The 25,788-nt window shown below is 73.6% G+C and carries 23 protein-coding genes and 2 tRNA genes; 16 read left to right on the top strand and 9 right to left on the bottom strand.

Annotated features, from left to right (window positions below; all coding sequences use genetic code 11):
• Positions 1–17 precede the first annotated feature (17 nt).
• The 4 genes from IMZ35_RS18995 to IMZ35_RS19010 all read left to right on the top strand — a co-directional run bounded on the left by IMZ35_RS18995 (position 18) and on the right by IMZ35_RS19010 (position 4,001).
• Positions 18–518: a PH domain-containing protein gene (locus tag IMZ35_RS18995; RefSeq protein WP_307868375.1), complete on the top strand. Its 501-nt coding sequence runs from the start codon at positions 18–20 to the stop codon at positions 516–518.
• Positions 515–2,152: a PH domain-containing protein gene (locus IMZ35_RS19000; RefSeq protein WP_307868376.1), complete on the top strand. Its 1,638-nt coding sequence runs from the start codon at positions 515–517 to the stop codon at positions 2,150–2,152. The genes IMZ35_RS18995 and IMZ35_RS19000 overlap by 4 nt, the downstream gene beginning before the upstream one ends.
• Positions 2,153–2,342: 190 nt before the next feature.
• Positions 2,343–3,209, top strand: a complete 867-nt coding sequence (locus IMZ35_RS19005; RefSeq protein WP_199442461.1) for an SDR family NAD(P)-dependent oxidoreductase — start codon at positions 2,343–2,345, stop codon at positions 3,207–3,209.
• A 141-nt stretch (positions 3,210–3,350) separates the two neighbouring features.
• A complete protein-coding gene (locus IMZ35_RS19010; RefSeq protein ID WP_199442462.1) occupies positions 3,351–4,001 on the top strand; it encodes a TetR/AcrR family transcriptional regulator in 651 nt (216 codons plus the stop codon).
• 27 nt (positions 4,002–4,028) lie between these two features.
• Here IMZ35_RS19010 and IMZ35_RS19015 read toward each other — a convergent pair whose 3' ends face one another.
• Complete coding sequence (locus IMZ35_RS19015; RefSeq protein WP_199442463.1) at positions 4,029–5,027, bottom strand: GlxA family transcriptional regulator; 999 nt, start codon at positions 5,025–5,027, stop codon at positions 4,029–4,031.
• Positions 5,028–5,098: 71 nt separating this feature from the next.
• Between IMZ35_RS19015 and IMZ35_RS19020 the strand changes: the two genes are divergently transcribed.
• The 4 genes from IMZ35_RS19020 to IMZ35_RS19035 all read left to right on the top strand — a co-directional run bounded on the left by IMZ35_RS19020 (position 5,099) and on the right by IMZ35_RS19035 (position 8,908).
• Positions 5,099–6,397, top strand: a complete 1,299-nt coding sequence (locus IMZ35_RS19020; RefSeq protein WP_307868379.1) for an MFS transporter — start codon at positions 5,099–5,101, stop codon at positions 6,395–6,397.
• Between the two features lie 63 nt (positions 6,398–6,460).
• Positions 6,461–7,072 carry an oligoribonuclease gene (orn, locus tag IMZ35_RS19025; protein WP_199442464.1) on the top strand — a complete coding sequence of 204 codons (612 nt, stop codon included), beginning with the start codon at positions 6,461–6,463 and terminating at the stop codon, positions 7,070–7,072.
• 61 nt (positions 7,073–7,133) lie between these two features.
• Positions 7,134–7,209 (top strand) — tRNA-His (locus IMZ35_RS19030).
• A gap of 61 nt (positions 7,210–7,270) precedes the next feature.
• Positions 7,271–8,908: an ABC-F family ATP-binding cassette domain-containing protein gene (locus IMZ35_RS19035; protein ID WP_199442465.1), complete on the top strand. Its 1,638-nt coding sequence runs from the start codon at positions 7,271–7,273 to the stop codon at positions 8,906–8,908.
• A 59-nt stretch (positions 8,909–8,967) separates the two neighbouring features.
• Here the strand turns inward: IMZ35_RS19035 and IMZ35_RS19040 are convergent, their stop codons facing one another.
• The gene (locus tag IMZ35_RS19040; RefSeq protein WP_229372530.1) at positions 8,968–10,107 is read right to left on the bottom strand and encodes a L,D-transpeptidase; all 1,140 of its coding nucleotides are present in this window, start codon (positions 10,105–10,107) and stop codon (positions 8,968–8,970) included.
• 284 nt (positions 10,108–10,391) lie between these two features.
• On the opposite strand from IMZ35_RS19040, the gene IMZ35_RS19045 reads away from it, so the two are divergent.
• A tRNA-Lys gene (locus tag IMZ35_RS19045) sits at positions 10,392–10,464 on the top strand.
• A gap of 215 nt (positions 10,465–10,679) precedes the next feature.
• On the opposite strand, the gene IMZ35_RS19050 is transcribed toward IMZ35_RS19045, so the two are convergent.
• From IMZ35_RS19050 to IMZ35_RS19060, 3 genes are all read right to left on the bottom strand, one after another.
• Positions 10,680–10,955 (bottom strand): hypothetical protein, encoded by a 276-nt coding sequence (locus tag IMZ35_RS19050; RefSeq protein WP_199442467.1) that lies wholly within the window; start codon positions 10,953–10,955, stop codon positions 10,680–10,682.
• A gap of 37 nt (positions 10,956–10,992) precedes the next feature.
• Entirely contained in the window at positions 10,993–11,625 is a 633-nt protein-coding gene (locus IMZ35_RS19055; RefSeq protein WP_307868382.1) for a hypothetical protein, read from the bottom strand.
• Positions 11,626–11,832: 207 nt separating this feature from the next.
• On the bottom strand, positions 11,833–12,285 hold the full coding sequence (locus tag IMZ35_RS19060) for a hypothetical protein (protein WP_199442468.1): 453 nt from the start codon (positions 12,283–12,285) through the stop codon (positions 11,833–11,835).
• Between the two features lie 128 nt (positions 12,286–12,413).
• On the opposite strand from IMZ35_RS19060, the gene IMZ35_RS19065 reads away from it, so the two are divergent.
• Positions 12,414–13,640, top strand: a complete 1,227-nt coding sequence (locus IMZ35_RS19065; protein ID WP_199442469.1) for a DUF2786 domain-containing protein — start codon at positions 12,414–12,416, stop codon at positions 13,638–13,640.
• A gap of 33 nt (positions 13,641–13,673) precedes the next feature.
• On the opposite strand, the gene IMZ35_RS19070 is transcribed toward IMZ35_RS19065, so the two are convergent.
• Complete coding sequence (locus IMZ35_RS19070; protein WP_199442470.1) at positions 13,674–14,387, bottom strand: hypothetical protein; 714 nt, start codon at positions 14,385–14,387, stop codon at positions 13,674–13,676.
• A gap of 83 nt (positions 14,388–14,470) precedes the next feature.
• Positions 14,471–14,872 carry a hypothetical protein gene (locus IMZ35_RS19075; protein WP_199442471.1) on the bottom strand — a complete coding sequence of 134 codons (402 nt, stop codon included), beginning with the start codon at positions 14,870–14,872 and terminating at the stop codon, positions 14,471–14,473.
• A 477-nt stretch (positions 14,873–15,349) separates the two neighbouring features.
• On the opposite strand from IMZ35_RS19075, the gene IMZ35_RS19080 reads away from it, so the two are divergent.
• From IMZ35_RS19080 to IMZ35_RS19100, 5 genes are all read left to right on the top strand, one after another.
• Positions 15,350–16,273 carry a hypothetical protein gene (locus IMZ35_RS19080; protein WP_199442472.1) on the top strand — a complete coding sequence of 308 codons (924 nt, stop codon included), beginning with the start codon at positions 15,350–15,352 and terminating at the stop codon, positions 16,271–16,273.
• A 78-nt stretch (positions 16,274–16,351) separates the two neighbouring features.
• Positions 16,352–17,548: a glycoside hydrolase family 3 N-terminal domain-containing protein gene (locus tag IMZ35_RS19085; protein WP_199442473.1), complete on the top strand. Its 1,197-nt coding sequence runs from the start codon at positions 16,352–16,354 to the stop codon at positions 17,546–17,548.
• A 436-nt stretch (positions 17,549–17,984) separates the two neighbouring features.
• Positions 17,985–18,614 carry a hypothetical protein gene (locus IMZ35_RS19090; protein WP_199442474.1) on the top strand — a complete coding sequence of 210 codons (630 nt, stop codon included), beginning with the start codon at positions 17,985–17,987 and terminating at the stop codon, positions 18,612–18,614.
• Between the two features lie 10 nt (positions 18,615–18,624).
• Complete coding sequence (locus tag IMZ35_RS19095) at positions 18,625–21,588, top strand: DEAD/DEAH box helicase (RefSeq protein WP_199442475.1); 2,964 nt, start codon at positions 18,625–18,627, stop codon at positions 21,586–21,588.
• The gene (locus IMZ35_RS19100; protein ID WP_199442476.1) at positions 21,585–22,397 is read left to right on the top strand and encodes an SWIM zinc finger family protein; all 813 of its coding nucleotides are present in this window, start codon (positions 21,585–21,587) and stop codon (positions 22,395–22,397) included. The genes IMZ35_RS19095 and IMZ35_RS19100 overlap by 4 nt, the downstream gene beginning before the upstream one ends.
• A gap of 9 nt (positions 22,398–22,406) precedes the next feature.
• Here the strand turns inward: IMZ35_RS19100 and IMZ35_RS19105 are convergent, their stop codons facing one another.
• Positions 22,407–22,691, bottom strand: a complete 285-nt coding sequence (locus IMZ35_RS19105) for a MoaD/ThiS family protein (RefSeq protein WP_199442477.1) — start codon at positions 22,689–22,691, stop codon at positions 22,407–22,409.
• A 1-nt stretch (position 22,692) separates the two neighbouring features.
• Positions 22,693–23,784 (bottom strand): WD40/YVTN/BNR-like repeat-containing protein, encoded by a 1,092-nt coding sequence (locus tag IMZ35_RS19110; protein ID WP_199442478.1) that lies wholly within the window; start codon positions 23,782–23,784, stop codon positions 22,693–22,695.
• Positions 23,785–23,913: 129 nt separating this feature from the next.
• On the opposite strand from IMZ35_RS19110, the gene IMZ35_RS19115 reads away from it, so the two are divergent.
• A complete protein-coding gene (locus IMZ35_RS19115) occupies positions 23,914–25,653 on the top strand; it encodes an acyl-CoA dehydrogenase family protein (RefSeq protein ID WP_199442479.1) in 1,740 nt (579 codons plus the stop codon).
• The last annotated feature ends 135 nt before the right edge of the window (positions 25,654–25,788 follow it).

The raw sequence follows: 25,788 nt of genomic DNA on the forward strand, positions 1-25,788 counted from the left end.
GGGGCAGAGTTGGGGGCGTGACCGACGCCGGGCAGCTGAGACTGCGCACTCCTCACCACAGGGTCAGCCGCAGGGCCGTCACGTGGTGGACCCTGCACGCCGTCATCGGCTGGGCCGTGGTCCTCGCGCCGCAGGGGATCGCTCTGCTGTTCGTCGACGACGCGTCCGCGTGGCAGCTCGCGGCTCTGGGCGTCACGGCGGTGCTGGCGGTCGCGCACGTGCTCGTCATGCCGCGGTGGCGCTACCGCGTGCACCGCTGGGAGACCACGCCCGAGGCCGTCTACACGCTGGCCGGGTGGTTCGACCAGGAGTGGCGCGTCGCCCCGGTGTCGCGCATCCAGACCGTCGACACCCGGCGCGGCCCGCTCCAGCAGCTGCTCGGGCTCACCACCGTCACCGTGACCACCGCCTCCGCCGCGGGGCCCGTGCTGATCGAGGGGCTCGACCACGAGGTCGCCGTCCGCCTCGTCGACGAGCTGACCAGCACCACCCAGGCCACGCCGGGCGACGCGACGTGACGCCGCAGGAGACGCCACCCCAGCAGACGGCGCAGCAGGAGACGGCGCAGCAGGAGACGGCGCAGCAGCAGATGCCCCCGCAGCAGACGGCGCAGCAACAGACAGCTCCGGGGGAGTTCGACGGCTTCCCCAGGGCTCCCGAGCTGGTGGAGCCGGAACCGGTGCCGGACTGGCGCCGGCTGGACCTGCGGATGCTCGTGGTGCGCCCGCTGAACGAGCTCGTGGGCCTCGTCCCGGTGGTCGTCGGGCTGCTGGTGTTCGGCAGCGGCGACCGCTGGCGCTTCCTCAGCGGCGTCGGCGTCGTGGTCGTGGTCGTCGGCGTGGGTCTGCTGAGCTGGCTGACCACCCGCTACCGGATCACCGCGGAGCAGGTGGAGCTGCGCAAGGGACTGCTGGTGCGCAAGCGCCTGGCCGTGCCGCGCGACCGCATCCGCACGGTCGACCTCACCGCGAAGCTGGGGCACCGGCTGTTCGGGCTGTCCGCGATCCGCGTGGGCACCGGCCAGCACGAGAAGGCTGGCGAGGACGGGCTGACCCTGGACGCCGTCTCCTCGCAGGAGGCGGAGCGGCTGCGGCAGGTGCTGCTCGACCGCGCCCCGGCGGCCTCCCCGGCGGCAGGGGCCGTGCCGGACACCGCCGACGCGCCGCCGGGCGAGGAGCTGGCGCGGCTGGACCCGCGCTGGCTGCGCTTCGCGCCGCTGACGCTGTCGGGGCTCGTCGCGGTCGGCACGACGTTCGGCGTGCTGATGAACTACGCGCAGGAGCTGGACCTGCACCCGTCCTCGTCCACGATCGACTGGCTGACCGGCTCGCCGATCGCCGTGACCGTCGCGGTGGCCGCGGCCGTGGTGCTGGTGCTCGCCGTGATCGGTTCGCTGCTGATCTACGTGCTCCAGTTCTGGAACTTCCGGCTCACCAGGGAGGCCGACGGCACCGTGCGCGTGCGCCGCGGGCTGCTCACGACGCGCTCGGTGTCGGTGGAGGAGCAGCGGTTGCGCGGTGTGGAGGTGCAGCAGCCGCTGCTGCTGCGGGCCGGGCGCGGGGCGCGGGCCGCCGCCGTCACCACGGGACTGGGCAGCAAGGGCGAGTCGAGCGTGCTGCTGCCGCCCGCTCCGGCGTCCGAGGCGCACCGGGTCGCCGCGGCCGTGCTGGGCGTCGCGGAGTCGCCGACCCGCGCGCCGCTCGCGGCGCACCCCGTCGCGGCGCTGCGCCGCAGGCTCGTGCGCGCGGTCGTGCCGGTGCTCGTGCTCGCCGGAGTGCTGGCCGTCGTCGCGCCGGACTGGACGTGGCGGGCGGCGCTCGCGCTGGTGCCGTTCGCGGCGCTGCTGGGGTGGGACCGCTACCGCGCGCTGGGGCACGCGCTGACCGAGCGCTACCTGGTGACGCGCAGCGGTTCGGCGGTGCGGGAGACCGTCGCGCTGCAACGCGGCGGCGTCATCGGCTGGCGGCTGCACCGGTCGTTCTTCCAGCGCAGGGCCGGGCTGATCACGGTGACCGCCACGACGGCGGCGGGCGACGGCTCGTACGCGGTGATCGACGTGGGCGAGGCGGAGGGACTGGCGCTCGCCGACGCCGCCGTGCCGGACCTGCTGCGCCCGTTCCTCACGACGGAGCCCGCGCCCGCGAAGCCCTAGCTGGACCAGCGATGCGCGGGCCGGTGGGCGCGCGGGACCGGGGTGGTACCGGCCTCGCGGGGCGCGCCGATGCGGTCGAAGCGGGGCGTGCCGAGCGGTGAACGGCGTCACACGTGCCCCGCCGACCTACTTTTTGCGACAAAGTGTCGTAACCTTTACGACAAGTAGTCGTATAAAGGAGTGCGGAGTCGTGACGGAGCACACCCAGAAGCTGATCGTCGTAACCGGAGCCTCCACGGGCCTGGGGGCGTCGACCGCCCGCGAACTGGCTCGCCGGGGATTCCACGTCCTGGCCGGCGTGCGACGCGACAGCGACGCCGACGCCGTCCGATCGACCGGCGTCGAACCGGTCATCCTCGACATCACCAGGCCCGAGCAGGTGGAAGCACTCGCCGCGCGGGTCGCCGACGACCCGCGCGAACTGCACGCGCTCGTCAACAACGCCGGAATCCAGGTGAACGGCCCGGTCGAAGCCCTGCCGATGTCGCAGTGGCGGTGGGTGTTCGAGGTCAACCTGTTCGGCCACGTCGCCGTCACCCGGGCACTCCTGCCCGCGCTGCTGCGCAGCAGGGGGCGCGTGATCAACATCAGCTCGATCGGCGGCAGGGTCGCCATGGCCACCTACGGCGCGTACGCCGGCGCGAAGTTCGCCCTGGAGGCGGTCAGCGACTCGCTCCGCCGGGAGGTCGCGCCGCTGGGCGTGCAGGTGGTCGTGGTCGAGCCCGGCGGCGTCCGCACGGAGATGGCCACCCGCGGGATCGCGACGGCGAACGAACTGGCCGCCCTGATGACGCCGGAGCAGGACGAGCGCTACGGCGACCTGGTCCGGGCGACCAACGCGCTGATGGCCTCGGGCACCGCGTCGGGCCTGACCGCCGACGCCGCCGCCCTGGTCGTCGCGAAGGCCGCGACGACCCGCAGACCGCGCACCCGCTACACCGTCGGCCGGGATGCCGCCCTGATCATCCGCCTGGCTCGGATGCTGTCCGACCGCACGCTCGACCGCATCGTCACCGCCAACCTGCGCCGCCACTACCCGCGGGCGACCACGGCATGACCCCGACCTCCGCACCGCACCGGATCACCGGCGCGGGTGCCGGGCCGCCCGGCTCCCGCGCCGAGCGGGAGGTGACGCGGAGGCGCGGGGCGAGAGGTGGTCGCGCGCGAGGCGGGAGCCGCGGTGGGAGAGGATGATCGGGTGCCGCGGATCCGGGGAGCCAGCATCGAGGAGCACCACGAGATGGTGTGGGCCGACCTCGCCGAGGCGATGCGGCAGCTGCTGCTCGAACGCGACTACGACTCGATCACCGTGGGCCACATCGCGGCCAGGGCCGGGCTCGCGCGCAACACGCTGTACAACTACGCCCCGGACAAGAGCGCGCTGGTCCTGGCGCTGACCCGACGGGCGGGCCGGCCCGCGGTCGAGCGCGTGGCCGCGATCGCCGCGCGGTCCGCGGAACCGGCCGCGGAGCGGATGCGGGAGATCGTCGAGGCGGTCCTGGAGGCGTTCACGGACCAGACCGTGCAGCTGATGTTCCGGCCGGGCTCCGGCCCGCCCGCCGCCGAGGCGCCGGACAAGCCGTTCCACGCGATCGTGGTCGAGGTGGAGAACGTCGTCCGGGACGGCATCGCGCGCGGAGAGTTCCGCGACGTCGGCGACGTGCACCTCGCGGTGGAGCTGCTGTCCGGTGTCATGCGCGCGGGCGCCGAACGCATCGGCCGGGACCCCTCCGCCCTCGCGGCCACGGTCCGCGCGGCGCGGGAGATCGTCCTCGCGTCTCTGGCCCGCCCCGGGGGGCGGGGTCCGTCGACCGGCCCTCAGCACGCGCGGCACACCGCCGCGGAGTGAGATCGCGAGCGCGGAACGCCCGATCGCCTACGGCCGCCGACCGAGTCGCGCGTCGCCCGTCCGGGTCCCGGCGCGGAAGGTGTGCCGGTAGGCCGACGGCGGCACGCCCAGCGTCGCGGCCATCTGCTGGCGCAGGGCGGCGCCCGTGCCGAACCCGGAGAGCCGGGCCACCCGGTCGACGGGCAGGTCCGTGGTCTCCAGCAGGTGCCGGGCCCGCTCGACGCGCTGCCGGGTGATCCACCTGCCCGGACTCGTCCCGGTCTCCTCGCGGAAGCGCCGGGTGAACGTGCGCACGCTCATCCGCGCCCGCTGCGCGAGCGTGCGCAGGTCGAGGGGCTCGTCCAGGTGGTCCAGCGCCCACGCCCGCGCGTCGGCCGTGGAGGTGTCCGGCGCGTGCGGCACGGGCCGCTCGACGAACTGCGACTGCCCGCCGGAGCGCCAGGGCGGGACCACGCTGCGCCGAGCGGCCCGGTTGGCGACCTCGCTGCCCAGGTCCGCCCGCACGACGTGCAGGCACAGGTCGATGCCCGCGCCGACCCCGGCGGAGGTGAGCACGTCGCCGTCGTCCACGAACAGCACGTCCGGGTCGAGCCGCACCAGGGGGAACAGCTCCCGGAACCGCGCCGCGCTCACCCAGTGCGTGGTCGCGGGCCTGCCGTCGAGCAGTCCGGCCGCCGCGAGGACGAACGCGCCGGTGCAGATCGACATGATCCGGGCGCGGCCCGCGGCGGCGCGCAGCGCGTCCGCCACCTCGCCGGGGACGTGCCCCTCCCGCGTCACGGCGGAGTCGTGCACCCCGGCGACGACCACCGAGTCCACGTCCCGCAGCACCTCCAGCCCGTGGTCGGCCACGATCCCGAACCCCGCGGAGGAGCGCACCGGCTCGCCTCCCGGCGTGCAGACCACGACGTCGTAGCACCGCTCACCGGCCGCGTCGCGCGCGGCGCCGAAGATCTGCGACGGGGTGCCGAGGTCGAAGGCGACGACGTCGGGCAGGGCGAGCACGGCGACGCGGTGACGGCGCATGGCCGGATGCTTTCACAGGTTGGCTCCCCGGCCACTGGTGACGGCGTGCCCCTCTGCCGGACGCTTCCCCGGTGACGCAGACGCGGACGAGGCCCGGCGTGCACCGGGCGTGGGTGGTGGCGGCGGTGTCGTTCGTCGCGCTGGTGGGGGCCGCCGGTTTCCGGTCGGCTCCCGGCGCGCTGATCGCACCGCTGCAGGAGGAGTTCGGCTGGACCAGGGGCACGATCTCGCTGGCCGTGTCGGTGAACCTGCTGCTGTTCGGGCTCACCGCGCCGTTCGCCGCCGCGCTGATGGAGCGCTTCGGCGTGCGGCGGGTGATCGCGAGCGCGCTGGGTCTCGTGGCGCTGGGCAGCGGGCTGACCGTGTTCATGACGACGAGCTGGCAGCTCGTGGCGCTGTGGGGCGTGCTGGTGGGCGTCGGCACCGGCTCGATGGCGCTGGCGTTCGTCGCCACCGTCACCGGCCGCTGGTTCGTGAAGCACCGCGGGCTGGTCACGGGCGTGCTCACGGCGGGCAGTGCCACCGGACAGCTGGTGTTCCTGCCCGTCATCGCGTGGCTCGCGGAGAACAGCGGCTGGCGCTCGGCCTCGCTGCTGATCGCCGCCGGCGCGCTCGTCGTGGTTCCGCTGGTGCTGCTCCTGATGCGCGAGCACCCGGCCGACCTCGGTCTCGCGCCCTACGGCGGCGAGCCCGTGCCGCGCCCGGCCCAGCCCACCACGAGTGCCGCGCGGCGTGCGCTGGGCGCGCTCGTCACGGCGTCGCGCACCGGCTCGTTCTGGTTGCTCGCGGGCGGTTTCGCCATCTGCGGCGCCACGACCAACGGCCTGGTCGGCACGCACTTCATCCCGGCGGCGCACGACCACGGGATGCCCTCGACCACGGCGGCCGGGCTGCTCGCGCTGGTCGGCGTGTTCGACATCGTCGGCACGATCTTCTCCGGCTGGCTCACCGACCGCGTCGACCCGCGCCTGCTGCTCGGCGCGTACTACGCTCTGCGCGGCGTCTCGCTGCTCCTCCTGCCGGAGCTGTTCGCCGGGGCGGCGCACCCGTCGATGCTGGTCTTCATCGTCTTCTACGGCCTGGACTGGGTGGCGACCGTGCCGCCCACGGTCGCGCTGTGCCGCGAGGTGTTCGGCGAGTCCGGGCCGGTGGTGTTCGGCTGGGTGTTCGCCTCGCACCAGATCGGCGCGGCCGTGGCGGCCACGGCGGCCGGACTGGCCCGCGACCACTTCGGGAACTACACGAGCGCCTGGTGGACCGCCGGTCTGCTGTGCGTCGGGGCGGCCGCGCTGTCGCTGGGCGTCCGGCGGCCGGCGGCCGATCCCGTCACCGCGCACGACGACGTCCCGGCCGAGGCGGCGCCGCGCTGATCGGGCGCGGACTCCGCGCCGCTGTGGCGTCCACGAAGGACCGTTGCGACTAGGCTCACCCCGGTGATGGATCGTGTGGTGTGGATCGACTGCGAGATGACGGGGCTCGATCTCGGCAAGGACGCTCTGATCGAGATCGCGGCGCTGGTGACCGACGGCGAGCTGAACGTGCTCGGCGAGGGCGTGGACGTGGTCATCCACGCCGACGACGCGGCGCTCGCCGCGATGCCCGACGTCGTGACGGAGATGCACGCGAAGTCGGGGCTCACCGAGGAGGTGCGCCGGTCGGAGGTCACCCTGGAGGAGGCCGAGGCCCTGGTCCTGGCCTACGTCAAGGAGTGGGTGCCCGATGCGCGCACCGCACCGCTGGCGGGCAACTCCATCGCCACCGACCGCGGGTTCATCTCGCGCGACATGCGGGCGCTCGACGCCCACCTGCACTACCGGATGATCGACGTGTCGTCGGTCAAGGAGCTGTGCCGGCGCTGGTACCCGCGGATCTACTACGCGCAGCCGGAGAAGGGCCTCGCGCACCGGGCGCTCGCCGACGTCCGCGAGTCGATCCGGGAGCTGGCCTACTACCGGCGGACCGCGTTCGTGGCGCCGCCCGGCCCGACCTCGGAGCAGGCTCAGGCCGTGGCCGCGGAACTGCTCCGCGCGGACGGCCTCGGCTGACCCGATTTCGTCGCGCAAGGCTCTGTGCGCTATGGTTCTGCCGCCGGGTCACCCGGTCTTGGTGGGTGTAGCTCAGCTGGCAGAGCACTGGGTTGTGATCCCAGGTGTCGCGGGTTCAAGTCCCGTCACTCACCCCAAGCGACGCCCCCTGATCCTCGGATCAGGGGGCGTTCTCCACGTCTGGGGGGTATTCAGACCATGAGCGCCACGCTCGTCGCGAAGGACCTGGCGGCCGGTCACGGTGACCGGGTGCTGTTCTCCGGCCTGGAACTGGTCGTCGCTCCCGGCGACGTCGTCGGCCTCGTCGGGGTGAACGGCGCCGGCAAGTCCACGCTGCTGCGCACGCTGGCCGGGCTCGTGCCCGCCGAGCAGGGCGTCGTGCGGCTCAGCCCGCCCACCGCCACCGTCGGCCACCTGCCCCAGGAGCCCGAGCGCAGGCCGGGCGAGGCCGTGCGGGACTTCCTGGCGCGGCGCACCGGCGTGAGCAGGGCGCAGGTCGAACTGGACGCCGCCACCGAGGCCCTCACCGCGGGTGAGCCCGGCTCGGACGACGCCTACGCCGACGCCCTGGAGCGGTGGCTGGCCCTCGGCGGCGCCGACCTCGACGAGCGTTCCGAGGCGGTCGTCGCGGACCTCGGCCTGACCGTGAGCCTCGACGCGGCGATGACCTCGCTGTCCGGCGGCCAGGCCGCGCGCGCCGGGATGGCGTCGCTGCTGCTCAGCCGCTACGACGTGTTCCTGCTCGACGAGCCGACCAACGACCTGGACCTGGACGGCCTGGAACGGCTGGAGCGGTTCGTCACCGAACTGCGCGCCGGGACGGTGCTGGTGAGCCACGACCGCGAGTTCCTCGCGCGGACCGTGACCAGGGTCGTGGAGCTGGACCTCGCCCAGCAGCAGGTCCGCACCTACGGCGGCGGCTACGAGTCGTACCTGGAGGAGCGCGAGGTCGCCCGCAGGCACGCCCGCGAGGAGTACGACGAGTACGCCGACACCCGCGCCGGCTTGGAAGCCCGCGCCCACACCCAGCGGTCGTGGATGGAGAAGGGCATCAAGAACGCCCGCCGCAAGGCTCCGGACAACGACAAGATCGGCCGCAAGTTCCGCACCGAGGCGACCGAGAAGCAGGCCTCGAAGGCCAGGCAGACCGATCGGCTGATCGAGCGCCTGGAGGTGGTGGAGGAGCCGCGCAAGGAGTGGGAGCTGCGCATGGAGATCGCCGCCGCGCCCCGCTCGGGCGCCGTCGTGGCGACCCTGCGCGCGGCCGTCGTGGAGCGCGGTTCGTTCACCCTCGGCCCGGTCGACCTCCAGATCGACTGGGCGGACCGGGTGGCGATCACCGGCGCCAACGGGTCGGGCAAGTCGACCCTGCTGGGCGCGCTGCTGGGCCGGGTGCCGCTGACCTCGGGCACGGCGTCCCTCGGGCCGGGCGTGGTCGTGGGCGAGGTGGACCAGGCACGCGGCCTGTTCCTCGGCGAGACGCCCCTGGTGGACGCGTTCGAGGCGGAGGTCCCGCGGACGTCCCCGGCCGACGTGCGCACGCTGCTGGCGAAGTTCGGCCTGCGCGCCGCGCACGTGACGCGTCCGGCGGCGTCGCTGTCGCCGGGCGAGCGGACCCGTGCCGCGCTGGCTCTGCTCCAGGCGCGCGGGGTGAACCTGCTGGTCCTGGACGAGCCGACCAACCACCTCGACCTGCCGGCGATCGAGCAGCTGGAGTCGGCGCTGTCGACCTACCCCGGCACCCTGCTCCTGGTGACGCACGACCGCCGGATGCTGGACGCCGTGGCGACGACCCGCCGCCTGAGGGTGGACGCGGGCCGGGTGACCGACGCCTGACACGGCCGCGGCCCCCGTCCGGTGTCGCCGGACGGGGGCCGCGCACGTGCGCCGGTGGATCAGCGGTTGCCCGCCTTCCACTCCTCCCACGGGACCTGCCAGTCGCCGAAGCCGTCCCAGGACTCCAGTGCCGGGCCGCCGGAGTTGGTGACGATCACCACGTCGCCCGGCTTGGCGTTGTCGAAGAAGAACTTCGCGTTCTCCGGCGACATGTTCAAGCAGCCGTGGCTGACGTTGCGGTGGCCCTGGTCACCGATCGACCACGGCGCCGAGTGGACGAAGATGCCGCTGTTGGACATGCGCGTCGCCCAGTCGACCGGGGTGACGTAACCGCCCGCCTCCAGGGACAGGCCGTACGTGCGCGAGTCCATGACCATGTGGTCGTGCTTCTCGGTGATCACGTAGGTGCCGACCGGGGTCGGGTTCGCGGCGTCGCCCATCGAGGTCGGCACGGTGCGGGTGACCTCGCCGTTGACCTTCGTGACCACCTGGTGCGTCTGGCCGTCGGCCTCGTGGATCACGGAGTCGCCGATCGTCGCGGTGACGTGCCGGTCCTCCTGGCCGTAGATGCCGTTGCCCACGTGCTTGCCGTAGATCTTCGCGTCGATCGTGATCGTGGTGCCGGGCGTCCAGAAGTTCTGCGGCCGCCAGTGCACCTCGTCCTCGTCGTACCAGTAGAACGCGCCCTCGACGGCGGGCGAGGTGGTGATCGAGATCATGGACTCGACCGCGGCCCGGTCGGCGATCGGCTCGTCGAAGTAGAAGGCGAGCGGCTGGCCGACGCCCGCGGTCGCGCCGTCGAGCGGGTTGATCGACAGGTAGGTGTAGGTCCGCGGCGTCGCCGTGGTGAAGCTCGACGTCGTCGTCTCCGCCCTGCCGTCGGCGTTCTTCCCCGTGACGGCCAGCGTGTAGGTCTTGCTGTAGCCCAGCGGTTCCGTGTTCGTCCACGTGAGACCGTCGGCGGCGATCTGGCCCGCCACCACCGTCCCCTCCGGACTCGTCAGCGCCACCTCGGTGATCGTGCCGCCGGCCGCGGTCGCGGTGACCGGCACGCCCGGCGCGACGTCCGCCGCCCGGTCCGCGACGTTCGACGTCAGCGCCACCGGCTCGGCCGGTGCCGTCGTCGTGGCGGAAGCGCCGTCCCGCGCTCCGGCCGCCGTGCTCTCCCCCGTACATCCTGTGACCAACGTCGCGATCATCCCCAGGGCGATCCACCCCGAGACACGTCGCGTCCCCCCGCCGCTTCGCACGTCCATCAGCGTCCATCCGTTCCACACGTGGCCCACGACCTGCACCGGCGCAGTCGCGTTGTCCCCTGATGGGATGACGCCCGGAGGGTTGACGGCGTTGCGGGGGATGCTGGATCGTTACCGGGGCGAAGTTCCCCCGGTCAGGGTGGCGAACCCGTCCTGACCAGGCGATTGGGAACTGCGGAGGAACACGTGCTAGTGTTCTTCACGTCGGACGGAGCAACAAGGTCCGAGCGCCGCTAGCTCAACTGGCAGAGCAGCTGACTCTTAATCAGCGGGTTCGGGGTTCGAGTCCCTGGCGGCGCACAGCACATCCACTGCGGAGATACCCCTCGGGTATCTCCGCAGTGGTGTTTCTGGAGCACGTGCAGCGACCTGACCTGCGGCGCAGCTCGTCGTCCGCTCGCTGTGCGGTGCACCACAACGCGGCGCGGTCATTCTCGACGTGTCCGGATCGCGCATTGTTCGCGCCCGCTCGTGGGCACGGGGAAAGCCGCGGCGGAAAAGTCGGAAGAACTGCCTCACTCCTCGGCGAGGAGTTCTCCGACGCGCACCTGGAAGTCGAACGTCGAGGTGTGCCCGTGCGCGACCACGACGTAGGAGTCCGGTGCCACCCGGAAGACCTGCCGGCTCCGCAGCGCCCACGGGTACGCCGGCACGTACCGGTGCGCCAGGTCGAGCGCCAGCGCGCTCGCCGCCTCCCGCGACCCGGCCCGCTCCGTGTGCGAGAGCGTCCGCTCCCGGCCGTCGCCGAATCCCCGCACCTCGTCGATCAGCACCCACCACTCGCCGTCCACGCGGATTCGACGACCGCGGCGGCGGGGCCGTTCCCGGTCAGCCGAAGGCGAGCGCGATGCGCCGCCGGGCGAGCAGCCGCGTGAGGTGCACCTCGGGACGCACCGGGAGGCCCGGCCTGCGGTCCAGGCGGTCGTAGGACTTCGCCAGCAGCCAGTGCGCGGCCTCGGCGCTGATCCGGGTCAGCGGCGCGCAGGTGCTGAGCCGCTCCTTGACGAACGCGGTGTCGCGGACCACGAACGCGTTGCGCACCACACCGGCGGCCTTCTCGTCGAGCAGGAACACGATGCCGTGCTCGACGTCGCCGTAGGCGTAGGCGCAGAGCAGCGCGAGGTACCCCGCGTCGACGGACCGGTCGCCGATCCAGCACTCCCCGAACGTGAGGGCGCGCATGTCGTCCAGCCAGGGCGGCTCCTCGATGCCGCTGCCCGTGAGCACACCGGCCGCGGTGGTCGCCCACTCCCCCGGCCTGCCCGGCAGCAGCGACTCCAGCGCGCGCAGCAGCGCGAGACTGCGCCGGCTGGGCACCTCCACCGCACCCGCCACGACGTCCTCCCACACGCCCTCGCCGGCCTCGGCGCGCGCGGCGGACTCGCTGACGATCAGCTCGACCTCCAGCGGGTCGGCGAGGGGAGGCAACCGGCGGCCCGCGTCGAGCACGGCTCGCTGCACCGGGCTGAGCGGTGTCCGCTGTGGACGGCAGACGACCGGCACCGACGTGACGGGGCGCCGCAGGGGTTGCTTCCGAGACCGCGTCTTCCGCCTCACGCGGCCAGGCTGCCACGGGAGGTCGGACCCCGCCGGGCGAGAGGCGCCGGTTCCTCCTCCCGGTACCTCGTGCCGCCCGGCCGGGTGTTCAGCGACGGGGCCGGGCGGTCGTCACCGCAGGGCGAGCAGCAGCTTCGGCAGGTCCACGCCCAGCTCCGCGGCGGCCTCGCGGACGCGCTCGGGCACGGGTGCCAGGGGGTGGTTCTCGCGCGTGGGCGGCAGGCCCTCCGCGCCGACGAACTTCATCTGGGGCGTCACGGGCGCGTTGATCGTGTAGACGCGCCACCTCGGGATCTTGGAGTCCGCCATCGCCAGCGTCGTGCCGTGCCAGATCAGCACGATCGACTGAGCGCTGTTGCGGGCGAGCACGCACCCGCGCCCGATCAGCGTGATCGCTCTGGCGGCGACCTTCAGGGGCTTGCGGAACTCTCCGTCGACCACCCACACGCCGTCGATGCGCTGGGCGGAGATTCCCTCTGCTTCGAGTGCGTCGAGCACCTCGGCGTCGGGGTCATCGGCTGTTGTACTCGCCGACTCGGTCACGTTCTCGACCTCCACACTCACCTTCGCGGTGCTCGCACCCACCCGCGCGAGCACGTCCATTATCCGCCCTCTCCGGCGGCGTCCCCGAGTGGTGTCCGCCGGTCCGTCCATACTGGTCGCGACGACGCTGCCGAACGGAAGATGCGGTCATGGGCAAGCGCACCCGCGCGCGACGAGACGACCGGCCCACCGCGGCACCGCTGGACACCGAGGAGGTGGCGCGGCTCGTCCGCGCCGCCGCGACGGAGCCGCGCACCGTCGCCGAGCGGCTGGACGAGCTCGACCAGGTGGAGTCTCCGCAGCTCGGAGTCGCCGCGGACCTGGCGCTGCACCGCGAGCTGGACGTGCTGTGGACGCACGGCTGGCTGCCCGTGGACGTGGTGGAGATCTCGCGCCGGCAGCTCGGCGAGTCCGCGACGACGCTGGTGGTCGACGCCATCGCGGCGGAGGCCCTGCGGTACCCGGCGGCGACGGTGCACCAGCGCTGGCTGGACCAGCTGACCGAGATCGGCGCCGAGGTGTGGTGGAACTCTCCCGATCCGCTGCTGGAGCACTGGGCCGCGCGGCACATCGAGCTGCGCCGGGACGCCCTGGCCGTCGTCGTGGACGTGCTGGGCCTGTTCACCACGCTGCCGCCGCTGCCGGTGATCGTGGCGCGGCCGGGCACGGCCCACGCGGTGGCCGAGCACGCGGGGGTGGACCGCAAGGTGCTCAAGCGGGTGCGCGGTCTGCTCGCCAAGGCCGAGTCGACGCAGTTCCCCGACGAGGCCGAGGCGCTGTCGGCGAAGGCCCAGGAGCTGATGAACCGGCACGCCTTCGAGCGGGCCGCGCTCGACGCGCGGGACCACGTCCCGCAGGAGGCCACGTCGCGGCGGATGTGGCTGGAGAAGCGCTACTTCACCGAGAAGGCGCAGCTGGTGAACGTCGTGGCGGACGCCAACCGCTCGCGGGCGGTCAGCTACCAGCACCTCGGGTTCGTCGCGCTGGTGGGCGACGAGCTGGACCTGGAGATCGTGGAGGTGCTGTCGACGTCGCTGCTGGTGCAGGCGACCAGGGCGATGGTGGCCTCGGGCGACGGGGCGCGGCGCGGCGACGAGGAGCGCAGCCGCGGCTACCGGCAGTCGTTCCTGGTCGCCTACGCCCACCGCGTCGGCGAGCGGCTGCGCGCCGCCACCGAGGTGCACGAGGAGGACGACCGCCTGCTGCCGGTCCTGTCGGAGCGCAGGCAGGCGGTCGACCAGCTCTTCGAGACGCTGTTCACGCGCACGGTGGCGAAGTCGGTGTCCGTGCGCAGCGAGGCGGGCTGGCACGCGGGCCGCGCGGCGGCGAACACGGCCGACCTGGGTGTGCGCCGCCGCGCGGTGTCCGGGGGGTAGGCCGCGTCCCGAACCGGACCTCCTGGGCAGGACCTAACCGAGCACGTGGGCGATCCGGCGGCGGGTCAGGAGTCGCACCACGTGCACGTCGGGGTCGATGCCGCGGTCGGCGCCGGTGTCGACGCGGTCGTACGCGGCGGCGAGCAGGGTGTGCGCGTCGACCGGGTCCAGCGGGCTGAGCGGCACCTCGGTGGCGAGCATCTCGGTGGCGCTGGCGACGTCGCGGGTGACGAAGGCGTTGCGCACGGCCCCGGACCGCACGGCGTCCACGAGGAACACCCCGGCGTGCTCCTCGTGGTCGTAGGCGTAGGTGCACAGCAGGGTGCGGTGCCCGGCGCCGGCCGCCTGGTCGGCGATCCAGCACTCGCCCGCGGTCAGGCGGGTGATCCGCTGGCCCCACACCGGTTCCGGAACTCCGGTGATCCGGTCGGCCTCGTCGCGGGCGAGGCCCGCCACGGGCTCCGGCAGCAGGGCGGCGAGGGCGCGCAGCAGCGCGAGGCTGCGGCGGCTGGGCACGGCGACCGCGTGCTCGATCACGACGTCCCACGGTTCCCGCCCCGCTGGCAGCGGCCCGACGGAGGCGCTGATCGCCACCTCGACGTCGAGGGGGTCGGCGAGCTGGGGCAGTTGGCGTGCCGCGTCGATCACCGCCTGCTGGGCCGGGTCGAGCGCGACGGCGCGGGCGCGCGGTCCGGTGGCCGGAACGATCGGGCGTCGGGGGGTGCGGGGTTGTGTCTGGCGACTCACGAGCACAGGTTGTCACGCCGCTCGCGTTCACCGGTGGTGCCGCTCCGGTGGCACCGGGTGATCTCCGCTGGACGCGCTACCGGTCAGGGCGCCTGGAAGAAGACCGCCGGGACGGCCGACGCCTGACGTGGCACGGCCTGCGGGGGCGGGCTGAGCACGATCTCCGGCTCGGCCTCCGGCGTCGCGACGGAGGCCCTGGCCGCGGCGACGGGTCGCACCTCGACCGGTTCCGGCGCGTTGAGGGCCTGGGAAGCCTGGTTGATCCACACGAGGCGCATGGCCTCGTCCCTGGTGCCCCTCGCCTCGGACCGGAGCCCGGCGAGCACTCCGCGCACCCTGGCCGCGAGCACCTGGTCCCGGCGCACCAGCGCCCACACCTCGCGGGATCGCGCGTCGCGGTTCTTCACCAGGTGGTCCACCTCGTCGGCGAGCTCCTCACGAGTGAGGGCACCCCACGAACCGACCACGTCCTTTGCTCCCGCCACACCTCCATTCTGCACCATCGCACGAGGGTGCAGACCATGTCGGCCGCGAGGCCGCGCGTCGAGACATGTAACTCGAACGGGTGAACTCCTGCGCGGCCGTACAGCCCTGACCGAAAGGTCCGTTTCGCCTCCTCCGAACGGCAACACGGCAGGCAGGGACGCTCGTCCGCCTTCTCCGGGCCCGCGAGCACGTGACCTTCTCGCACGGCGCGACCGTTCGCCGCCAATTCGTCACGTGCTGGAAACCTCCAGTTCAGGGGAACGCGCGGCGCGCACCGGGGGCGTGTCAACCGCTGTTGCGGTGGACGAGTTGTCCAGAAGCGCGGATTTCCTTGCCCGTAACACCACCGGTACACCTGGCGACGTAGCTTCCAGAACCCGCTGCGGGTGATTCAAGGACGATTCTCAGCCAGAACTCAACCAGACTGTCGCGATCCCGTTTTCCCGGAGGATCGCGCGTCTCGTACGGAGGCCGTCGTGGTCGTGTCCGCAACCCTGCTGATGGACGAGCTCAAGTCGCTGCGCAAGGGCCGCGGCGTGCAGGCGCCGGGGGTCGATCGCCAGGTGGGACCAGCGTTGCGCGAAGTCTGCGGCATCGCCGAGTTCGACGGCGCCGAAGTCGTGCGGGAGAAGCTCCAGGAGTGGGTGCTGACCACGACCGCCGCTCTCCCCGTCGATCTGCGGCTCGCCGTCACCATTCCGCTCGCCCTGCACGGAGAAGCGCAGCACGCATTCTTGTCGGATCGCGTCGCGTGGCTCGCGCAACGCGAACAAAGAGATGCGCGCACGATCCGGCGGCGCATAGATCTGGGCCTCACCCGGCTCGTGGAAGCCGCGGTCAGACCCTCCGGAAACGCGTTCGGCTCGTCCGCCGACGGGTGGCACGTGCGCAAGTTCGAAGCGCTCCTGCGGGTCGACGCCGCCACCCCGGTCTGCCTCGAACGGCACCTGATCGTCGCCGAGCGCGACGACGTGGAGCAGGTCAGGGTCCCGGTGAGCGCTCCGGGCACCCCGGAGGAGCTGGACGTGGAGGTGCAGCTCGGCGCGGTGCTGGTCGAGAGCACCCGCTCCCCCGACGGGCGGCTGGTGCTCGCGCTCCAGCTGCCGCGCGCGCTGCGGGCGGGTGAGACGCACGAGTACGGCCTCCAGCTGCGGCTGCCCAGCACCGTGCGGGAGCACTACGTGTTCCGTCCCGAGCGCCGCTGCGACCTGTTCGACCTGCGGGTCCGCTTCGACCCGGCGCACCGGCCCGAGGTCGTGCGGCGCGTGTCGGGCGCGGTGCTCCAGGAGGAGGTCAGCGGCACGGAGGAGCCCCTGGCCGTCGACCGCGTCGGCGAGGTGGGAACCTCGTTCCGCGAGCCCCACCCCGGCCTGGCCTACGGACTGCGCTGGACCGCCTGAACGGTTCTCCGCGTTCGCGCGGCACGCGGTTCCCTGGGAGTCTGGTCCTCGCACCCCGACACCGCGACGCAGAGAGTGATGACCATCAGCGCGAGGAGCACGAGGACGGGCCTGGCGACCCTGGCGGCGGGTGCGCTGCTGGCGGCCGTGCTGAGCGAGTGGGCCGGCGTCGCCGGTCCGCCGAGCGAGGCGGGCACCGCGGTGGCGGCGAGCACCTCCCCCACCGCACCCGGCACCGGCGAACCCGCCACCAGCAGCACGCCTCCCAGCGCCACCGCGCCGCGCGACGAGTGCGCCGAGCCGATCGCCGCGCTGTCCCCGCGACAGCGGCTGGCCCAGCTCGTCGTGGTCGGCGTCGACCCGTCCGGTCCGGCCGCGGCGCTGGCCGCGGTGACCGGGGAGCAGGTCGGCGGCATCTTCGTCGGCGGTGAGGCCACCGGTCTGCTCAGCGGGGACGCGCTGACGGCCGTGCGCTCGGCCGCGCGCATCCCGCTCACCGTGTCGGTCGACGACGAGGGCGGCCGGGTGCAGCGCGTGGAGGCGCTCGACGGCGAGCTGCCCAGCGCGCGGCGGATGACCGCGACCCGGACGCCCGCCGAGGTGCGCGCGCTCGCGGCGCAGCGCGGCAGGGCCCTCGCGGCGCGCGGCGTGACGATGAACCTCGCGCCGATCGCGGACACCAGCCCGCAACCGGACGGCAGCGTGATCGGCGACCGCTCGTTCAGCGCCGATCCGGCCGTGGCCCGCGAGTACGTGACGGCGTTCGCGGCCGGGCTCCAGGACGCCGGGGTGAAGCCGGTCCTCAAGCACTTCCCCGGTCACGGCAACGCCACCGGCGACTCGCACCTCGCCCTGCCGTCCACCCCGCCGCTGGACGCGCTGCGCCGGGCCGACCTGCTGCCCTACCGCGACATCGGCGACTACGGCGACGTCGCGGTCATGCTCGGTCACCTGGACGTGCCCGGACTCACCGGCGGTGAGCCCGCGACGCTGAGCCCGGCCGCCTACGCGCTGCTGCGCGAGGAGTACGGCTTCACCGGCCCGGCGATGACCGACGACCTCGGGGCGATGAAGGCCGTCACCGACCGCGTGGACCTGCCGCTGGCCGTGCAGCGCGCGCTCGCCGCGGGTGCGGACCTGGCGCTGTGGTCCTCCGGTGGCCGCCTCGGCGAGGTGCTGGACCGGTTGGAGCAGGCGGTGGCGTCGGGCGACCTGCCGCAGGAGCGCGTGACCGAGGCGCTGCGGCGCGTGCTGACCTTCAAGGGAGTCTGCTGACCCCGAGAAGCCGGGGGTGCGACACGGGGGACGGGATCGGGGTCTCCCCCGATCCGCGCGGCCCCCGCACCGGCGACGCTGACAGGACGGCGTCGGTGACCCGGTGGCCGGAGGGGAGACGACGCGGAGATCGCGGCACCGTCCGGGCACGCTCGCGGCGGCGTTCTCCGGCACCGGCGGCGTCGACCGGATCGGGCCGGCCGGGATCGGCGTCACGGCGCCGACCGGGCCGGGGTCCGGGCGACCGCGCTGACGCGGCACCCCGGTGAGCGCGCCGCGACTTCGACCCGCGGCGCGCTCCCGCACGTCCGCCCCTCCCCCGCACGCCCGGAACCGGCCCCCAAACGCGACCTTGACTCACGTCCACCGGCCCCCAAGACTGTCCGGACTCGGAGGACGACACCGTCTCCGGCTGGTGGCCGTTCGGAGGAACGTCGTGGAGGCAGAGGACGGGCGCCGGGGAGGGAGCACGGTCCTCACCGTCGCACTGGTGACCGTCGGCGTGCTGGTGCTGCTGGGCATCGCCCAGGCCGTCGCCGTGGGACGGGTCGGCATCGGCGACCTCGCGGTCGAACTGCGCGATCCGGCGCCAGCGGCGGCACCCCGCACGACGTCCCCCACGACGACCGGAGCGGCGGGCGGCGGCCAGGGGCCGTCCAGCTCTCCCCCCGTGCGGACGACGACGCAGAGCGGCTCCTGGAAGCTCCAGCGCGGCATGCTCACGCTCGACGTGACCTCCGTGGAGAGCCGGGGCGGACGCGTCGCGGTCGCCGTCACGGTCACCAACGCGAGCCCCGGACAGATGAACCTGCCGCTGGCGTCGGTCGTGGCGACCGACAGCACGGGACGCACCCACGCGGCCGGTGTGCGGGAGAGCACGTGGCCCGGCACGGTCGTCTCGGGCGACACGTTCTCCGGCACGATCCTGCTGGACGGCGTGTTCGACCCGCTGGCCACGACGTTCTCGCTGGCGTTCCCCGTGGTCAGCGGCCAGTACGCGCCGCCGAAGGGCGCGACGGTCGCCGACCTGCCCGTGCCGAGCCAGCTCCCGGCACCGCCCGGTTAGTGTTCGACGGGTGTTGGTGCTGCACGGCGTGTGCACGGCCGAGGGGCCCGCGCTCTGGGTGGAGGACTCCGGCCTGCCCGCGCGCGCCGGGGACGGCGACGTGCACCCGTTCGCGCTGGACGGCGCCGCGCTCGCCGCTCTGCTCGGCGGCCGGGTGCGCGAGCGCGTGCTGCTGCTGCCGTCCCGCCCGTCCGGCCCCGCGCCGTCTCCCGAGCTGGTGCGCGATCCGCTCGCTCCCGGCCCGGCGCAGCGCGGGAAGCTCCGGCTGCGGCCGTGGCGGGTCGCGACGGTCGGCCTTCGGCCCGGCGCGACCCCTCCGGCGCACTGCCGGATCGGCCGGTCGGCCCGCTACCTGACGGACGTGGCGTCCTTCGCCCGCGACCTCGTCGCGGGCGGGCGCGTGCTGCCGTCGGTGGACGCCACCGCTCCCGAGGCCCGCTGGGTCCCCGTGGTGTCCGGAGTGGACGCCGCCCGGTTCGCGCGGCTGCGCGACGCCATGCCGCCCGCGTGCCGGTGCGAACGCGGCCACGACGATCCCGGCGCGCTGCTGACCCGCGCGTTGGAGCGCTGCGTGGACGACGGGGTGCGCGCGGCGTTCCCGCCCGACCTGCGCCTGGTCCCGCACACCGGCGGCGACCCCACCGCCGTGCAGGCGTGGCTGCGCGCCCTGACCGGCGACCCCCGCTTTCCCGCCGACCCGGCGGACCTCGACGAGCTGCGTGCTCGACTGGCGGCGTGGCACGCCACGGCCACGCGGCACGCCCCCGTGCGCGTGTGCTTCCGGCTCTCCGCGCCGGACCAGGGCTCGCCGCACGACGACGTGTGGCGGCTGGAGTTCCTGCTCCGAGCCGTGGACGACCCGAGCGTGCTGGTGCCCGCCGCGCACGTGTGGCAGCGCGCCGACGCCGTGCTGCACCGCTGGGTCCCCCGGCCGCAGGAGGTGCTGCTCGCCGAGCTGGGGCGCGCCAGCGGGCTCTACCCCCGGCTGGACGAGGCGCTGCGCGCACGCCGTCCGAGCGACCTGGAGCTGGACGTCGAGGGCGCGCACGACTTCCTCACCCGCGTGACGCGGCTGGAGGACGCCGGGTTCGCGGTCCTCCTGCCGTCCTGGTGGCACCGCCGCCCGCTCGGCCTGCGGCTGACGGCCACCGGCGCCGGCACGGCGGGAACCGTGGCCGGGGAGAGCGAGATCGGCCTGAAGGCGCTCGTGCGGTACCGCTGGGACCTCGCGCTGGGCGAGGAGCGCCTGCGCGAGGACGAGCTGGAGCAGCTCGCCGCGGCCAAGGTGCCGCTGGTGCGGATGCGCGGGCAGTGGGCGCACGTCGATCAGGAGCGGCTGGCCGCCGGCCTCGCGTTCCTGCGACGCGGCGGGACCGGGCGCACGACCGCGGCACAGGTGCTCCGGCACGCCGGGCTGCACCCCGACGACGACGCGCTGCCGCTGCCGGTGACCGGGGTGAGCGCCGACGGCCGGCTCGGCGACCTGCTGTCCGGGCGGGTGGAGCACCGGCTGGAACCGGTGGAGACACCGGCGGGCTTCACCGGGGTGCTGCGCCCCTACCAGCGGCGCGGCCTGGCGTGGCTCGTGTTCCTCGACCGGCTGGGACTCGGCGCGTGCCTCGCCGACGACATGGGCCTGGGCAAGACCGTGCAGCTGCTGGCGCTGGAGACCGTGACGCGGGAGCGCGGTCCGCGCCCGCCGACGCTGCTCGTGTGCCCGATGTCGGTGGTGGGCAACTGGCAGCGCGAGGCGGAGCGCTTCACACCCGGCCTGTCGGTGCTCGTGCACCACGGCGGCGACCGGCTCACCGGTGACGAGCTGCGGGCCGCCGTCGCCGGTCACGACCTGGTGATCACCACGTACGCGCTGGCCACGCGGGACGCGCGAACGCTCGCGACCGTGGAGTGGGATCGCGTGGTGCTCGACGAGGCGCAGAACGTGAAGAACAGCTCGACCCGGCAGTCGGCCGCCGTGCGGGCGTTCCCGGCGCGGCAGCGCGTGGCCCTGACCGGGACGCCGGTGGAGAACCGGCTCGCGGAGCTGTGGTCGATCGCGGACTTCGTCAACCCCGGTGTGCTGGGCTCGGTGCACACCTTCCGCGCGCGGTTCGCCGTGCCGATCGAGCGGCACGGCGACCAGGAGGCGGCGCTGCGGCTGCGCCGGATCACCTCGCCGTTCGTGCTGCGGCGGCTCAAGACCGATCCGCGGATCGTCGACGACCTGCCGGAGAAGGTCGAGATGAGGCAGCTGTGCACCCTCACGGCGGAGCAGGCCTCGCTCTACCGCGCGGTCGTGGACGACGTGCTCGCCAGGATCGAGGAGAGCGAGGGGATGGAGCGCAGGGGCCAGGTCCTCGCGGCGATGTCGCGGCTCAAGCAGGTGTGCAACCACCCGGCGCAGCTGCTGGGCGACGGGTCGCCGGTGGCCGGGCGCTCCGGCAAGGTCGCCCGGCTGGAGGAGGTGCTGGAGGAGGTCCTGGCCAGGGGCGAGAAGGCGCTGTGCTTCACGCAGTTCGCGGAGTTCGGCGGCCTGCTCGTGCCGCACCTGGCCGCGCGGTTCGACACGGAGGTGCTGTTCCTGCACGGCGGCACGGCCAGGGGCGCTCGGGACGCGCTGGTGGAGCGCTTCCAGTCCGCCGACGGGCCGTCGATCTTCCTGCTCTCGCTCAAGGCGGGCGGGACCGGGCTCAACCTGATGGCGGCGAACCACGTGATCCACCTGGACCGGTGGTGGAACCCCGCCGTCGAGGACCAGGCGACCGACCGGGCGTTCCGGATCGGCCAGCGCTCGCGGGTGCAGGTGCGCAAGTTCGTGTGCGTCGGGACGCTGGAGGAGAGGATCGACCGGGTGATCGAGGACAAGCGGGCTCTCGCGCAGCTCGTGGTGGGTGCGGGCGAGAGCTGGCTGACCGAGCTGTCGACCGACCAGCTGCGCGAGCTGTTCGCCCTGTCCCCCGAGGCCGTGGGCGGATGAGCGGGCCGGCCGAGCCCCGCGAGGGCCTGACGCTGCGCAGCAGGCGCGGCGAGGTCGCGCGGACGTGGTGGTCCCGCCGGTTCGTGCAGGTGCTGGAGTCCCTGGGGATGGGCGACCGGCTGGAGAGCGGGCGCGCGTGCGCCAGGTCGGGCCAGGTGCTCAGCCTGTCCCTGTCCACCAGCGTGGTCGTCTCCCTCGTCCAGGGCTCGCAGCCGCAGCCCCACCGGGCGCGCATCGGCATCCGCTCCTTCACCGGCGCCGAGTGGGAGCGCATCGAGCGAGCGCTGGCGGAGCGGGCGCTGTACGCGGCGAAGCTGCTCGCGGGCGAGATGCCGCCGGAGATCGAGGACCTGTTCGCCCGTCTCGGCCTCCAGCTGTTCCCGCGGACCGGCTACGAGCTGACGATGGACTGCACCTGCCCCGACTGGCAGGTGCCGTGCAAGCACCTGGCCGCGACCTGCCACCTCCTCGCCGAGTCCTTCGACGCCGACCCCTTCGAGATCCTGTCCTGGCGCGGACGCACCCGCGACGACCTGCTCGACCGGCTGCGCGAGCTGCGCGGCGATCCCGGCGGCACCGCCGGGCTGGACACCGCCGAGCCGGACGCCGTCCAGCCCGCGGGCACGCCCCCGCTCGCCGACCGCGTCGACGCGTTCTGGGAGTCGCCCGGCACCCCGCCCGCGGTCACCTCCGTCCCCCGGCGTCCCGACGCCCTGCTCGACCAGCTCGACCCGCTGCCGTTCTCGGTGGACGGTCGGAGCGTCACCGACCTGCTGCGCCCCGCCTACCGGCTCCTGGGCGACTCGTGAGCGCTCCCGTCAGCCTCCCGCGATCGAGGGCAGGATCAGCACCTCCGCGTCCTCGGCCAGCCGCGCCCCGGCACCACCGATGCGGCGGCACTCCTCCCCGTCGACGTAGACGTTGACGTAGCGGCGCAGCTCCGCCCGCTCGGTGCGCAGCCTGCGTTCCAGCAGCGGGTAGCGCACCGCCAGCACGTCGAACAGGGCGCCGAGGGTCGCGGGCTCGGCCACGTCGACGTCCAGGTGCGCGGCTCCGTCGGTCACGCCGCGCAGCACCCCCGGCACCAGCACCCTGACCCGCACCTCAGACCACCGCCGCTCGCACCGACAGCACGTCGGGCAGGTTCGCGGCGACGCACCGCCAGGAGTCGCCCTGGTCCCGGCTCGCGTAGACCGCGCCCGAGCGGGAGCCGAAGTACACGCCGCCGGGGTCGGAGTCGTCCACGCACAGCGCGTCGCGCATCACGGTGGTCCAGAAGTCCTCCTGCGGCAGGCCCTCGGTCAGGGCCGTCCACGTGCTGCCCGCGTCCTCGCTGCGGTAGACCCGGCAGCGCCCCTCCGGCGGGAAGCGGTCGACGTCGGCGACCAGCGGGAAGGTGTAGATCACCTCGGGGCGGGCGGGGTGCACCGCCATCGCGAAGCCGAAGTCGCTGGGCAGGCCGTCGGCGATCGACGTCCACGACTCCGCGCCGTCGTCGCTGCGGTAGACGCCGTGGTGGTTCTGGAGGAAGTACCGGTCGGGGTGCGCGGGGTGCCGTGCGATCTTGTGGACGCACTGGCCGAACTCGGGGTACTGGTCGGGCAGGAAGTACGCCCTCAGGCCGGAGTTCGCGGGCCGCCAGGAGGCGAGGGCGTCGTCGGTGCGGTAGACGCCGCCGCTGGACATCGCCACCAGGACGCTCGCCGGGTCGGCGGGGTGCGGCAGCACGGTGTGGATCGCCTGACCGCCGTACCCGGCTCCCCACTCCTCGCGGTGCGGGTGGTCCCACAGGCTCTGCACGAACTCGTAGGTGAGGCCGCCGTCGGCGGAGCGGAACAGCGCCGACGGCTGGGTGCCCGCGTAGACGACGTCGGGTTCGGCGGCCGGACCGGGCGCGAGCTGCCAGACGCGCTCCAGCGACACCCCGGTGGACTCCGGGAACGCGATCGGCGGGCGCTCCGGCTCCCGCCAGGTGGCGCCGAGGTCGTCGCTGACCGCGACGGTCGGCCCGAAGTGCTCGCTCGACACCCCCGCGAGCAACCGGGGCGTCTCGCGGCGAGTGTCGATCGCGACCGAGTACACACCGGTCATGGCGTGGTGCGGGCCGCTCAGCTTCCAGGTCGCGCGGTCGTCCGTGCTGGTGGCGATCCAGAGACCCTTGCGGGTCCCGATGGCCAGCAGAACCGTGTCGGACACGACGGACACCTCCTTCGATGTGGTTGCAGTGTGACGCGGCGCACACTACGCCGGGCGACCGACAGTTTTCGGAGGCACTAAGTTACTCACTAGTAACACGCTCGCCGACGAGCACCGGAGGGAAACGCCGTGAACGACAGCACCGCCACCACCGCGGGGGCCGCAGAGCTGTTCGACCCGAACAGCTACGACCCGCAGCACCTCGACGCCGAGAGCCGCCGCCTGCTGCGCGCGACGATCGACTGGTTCGAGGAGCGCGGGAAGACCCGGCTCCTCGCGGACGACCAGAACCGCGTCTGGTACTCCGAGTTCCTCGACTTCGTCCGGCGGGAGAAGCTGTTCTCGACCTTCCTGACCCCGGCGGCGGAGGGGAACGGGGACCAGCGGTGGGACGCCGCCCGCAACGCGGCGCTGAGCGAGGTCCTCGGCTTCTACGGCCTCCAGTACTGGTACGCCTGGCAGGTCACGGTGCTCGGCCTCGGCCCGATCTGGATGAGCGACAACGCCGAGGCCCGCCGCCGCGCGGCGCGACTGCTCGACGAGGGCGCGGTGTTCGCGTTCGGCCTGTCGGAGAAGGAGCACGGCGCCGACGTCTACTCCACGGACATGGTGCTGACCCCGGACGGCGCGGGCGGGTTCACCGCGAGCGGCGGCAAGTACTACATCGGCAACGGCAACGTCGCCGGGATGGTGTCGGTCTTCGGCCGCCGCGCCGACCTGGAGGGCCCGGACGCCTACGTCTTCTTCGCCGTCGACAGCCAGCACGAGAAGTTCGACCTCGTGCGCAACGTCGTCGACTCGCAGATGTTCGTCTCCGAGTTCACCCTCCAGGACTACCCGGTGAGCGCGGCGGACGTCCTGCACACCGGCCAGGAGGCGTTCAGCGCCGCGCTCAACACCGTCAACGTCGGCAAGTTCAACCTGTGCACGGCGTCGATCGGCATCTGCGAGCACGCGTTCTACGAGGCGATCACCCACGCCCGCAACCGCGTCCTCTACGGCAACCCGGTGACCGACTTCCCGCACGTCCGGCAGAACTTCGTCGACGCCCACGCCCGGCTGATCGCGATGAGGCTGTTCTCGGCCCGCGCGGTCGACTACTTCCGCTCGGCGTCGGCCGAGGACCGCCGCTACCTGCTGTTCAACCCCATCACCAAGATGAAGGTCACCAGCGAGGGCGAACGGGTCGTCGACCTGCTGTGGGACGTCGTCGCGGCCAGGGGCTTCGAGAAGGACACGTACTTCCACATGGCGACGCGGGACATCAGGGCGCTGCCGAAGCTGGAGGGCACGGTCCACGTGAACCTCGCCCTGGTGCTGAAGTTCGTGCCGAACTACCTGTTCGACGCGGTCGAGCACGCCGAGGTCCCGACCCGGCTCGACCCGGCGGACGACGAGTTCTTCTTCCGGCAGGGCCCGGCCAGGGGGCTGGGGGCGATCCGCTTCCACGACTGGGAGACGGCCTACCGGCGGTTCGCGCACGTGCCGAACGTGGCCCGCTTCCACGAGCAGGCGGCGGCGCTGCGGACCCTGCTGACCGAGGCCGCCCCGGACGCGGAGCAGCAGCGCGACCTGGACTTCGTGCTGACCGTGGGCCAGCTCTTCACGCTCGTGGTCTACGGGCAGCTCGTGCTGGAGCAGGCGGCGCTGACCGGCCTGGAGCCGGACGTGCTCGACCAGGTCTTCGACGTGTTCGTGCGGGACTTCTCCGCGTCAGCGGTGGCCCTGCACGGCAAGGCGTCCTCCACCGGGGCCCAGCAGGCGTGGGCGCTGGCGCAGATCCGCAAGCCCGTCGTGGACGAGGAGCGCTTCGCCCGCGCGTGGGCGCGAGTGGAGGCGCTGTCGGGCGCGTACGAGATGCGCCCCTGATGCGACGAGGCGCCTCCGCGGAACTCCCGCGAAGGCGCCTCGATCGCGCATCGTCACCGCCGCGGGCCGCACCGCGGGACCAGAGGTCCCCACGACCTGCGCTGACGAGACGGAAAGTGAAAGGAACCGCCACCC

Source organism: Umezawaea beigongshangensis, assembly GCF_016464305.1.
GTDB lineage: Bacteria > Actinomycetota > Actinomycetes > Mycobacteriales > Pseudonocardiaceae > Umezawaea_A > Umezawaea_A beigongshangensis.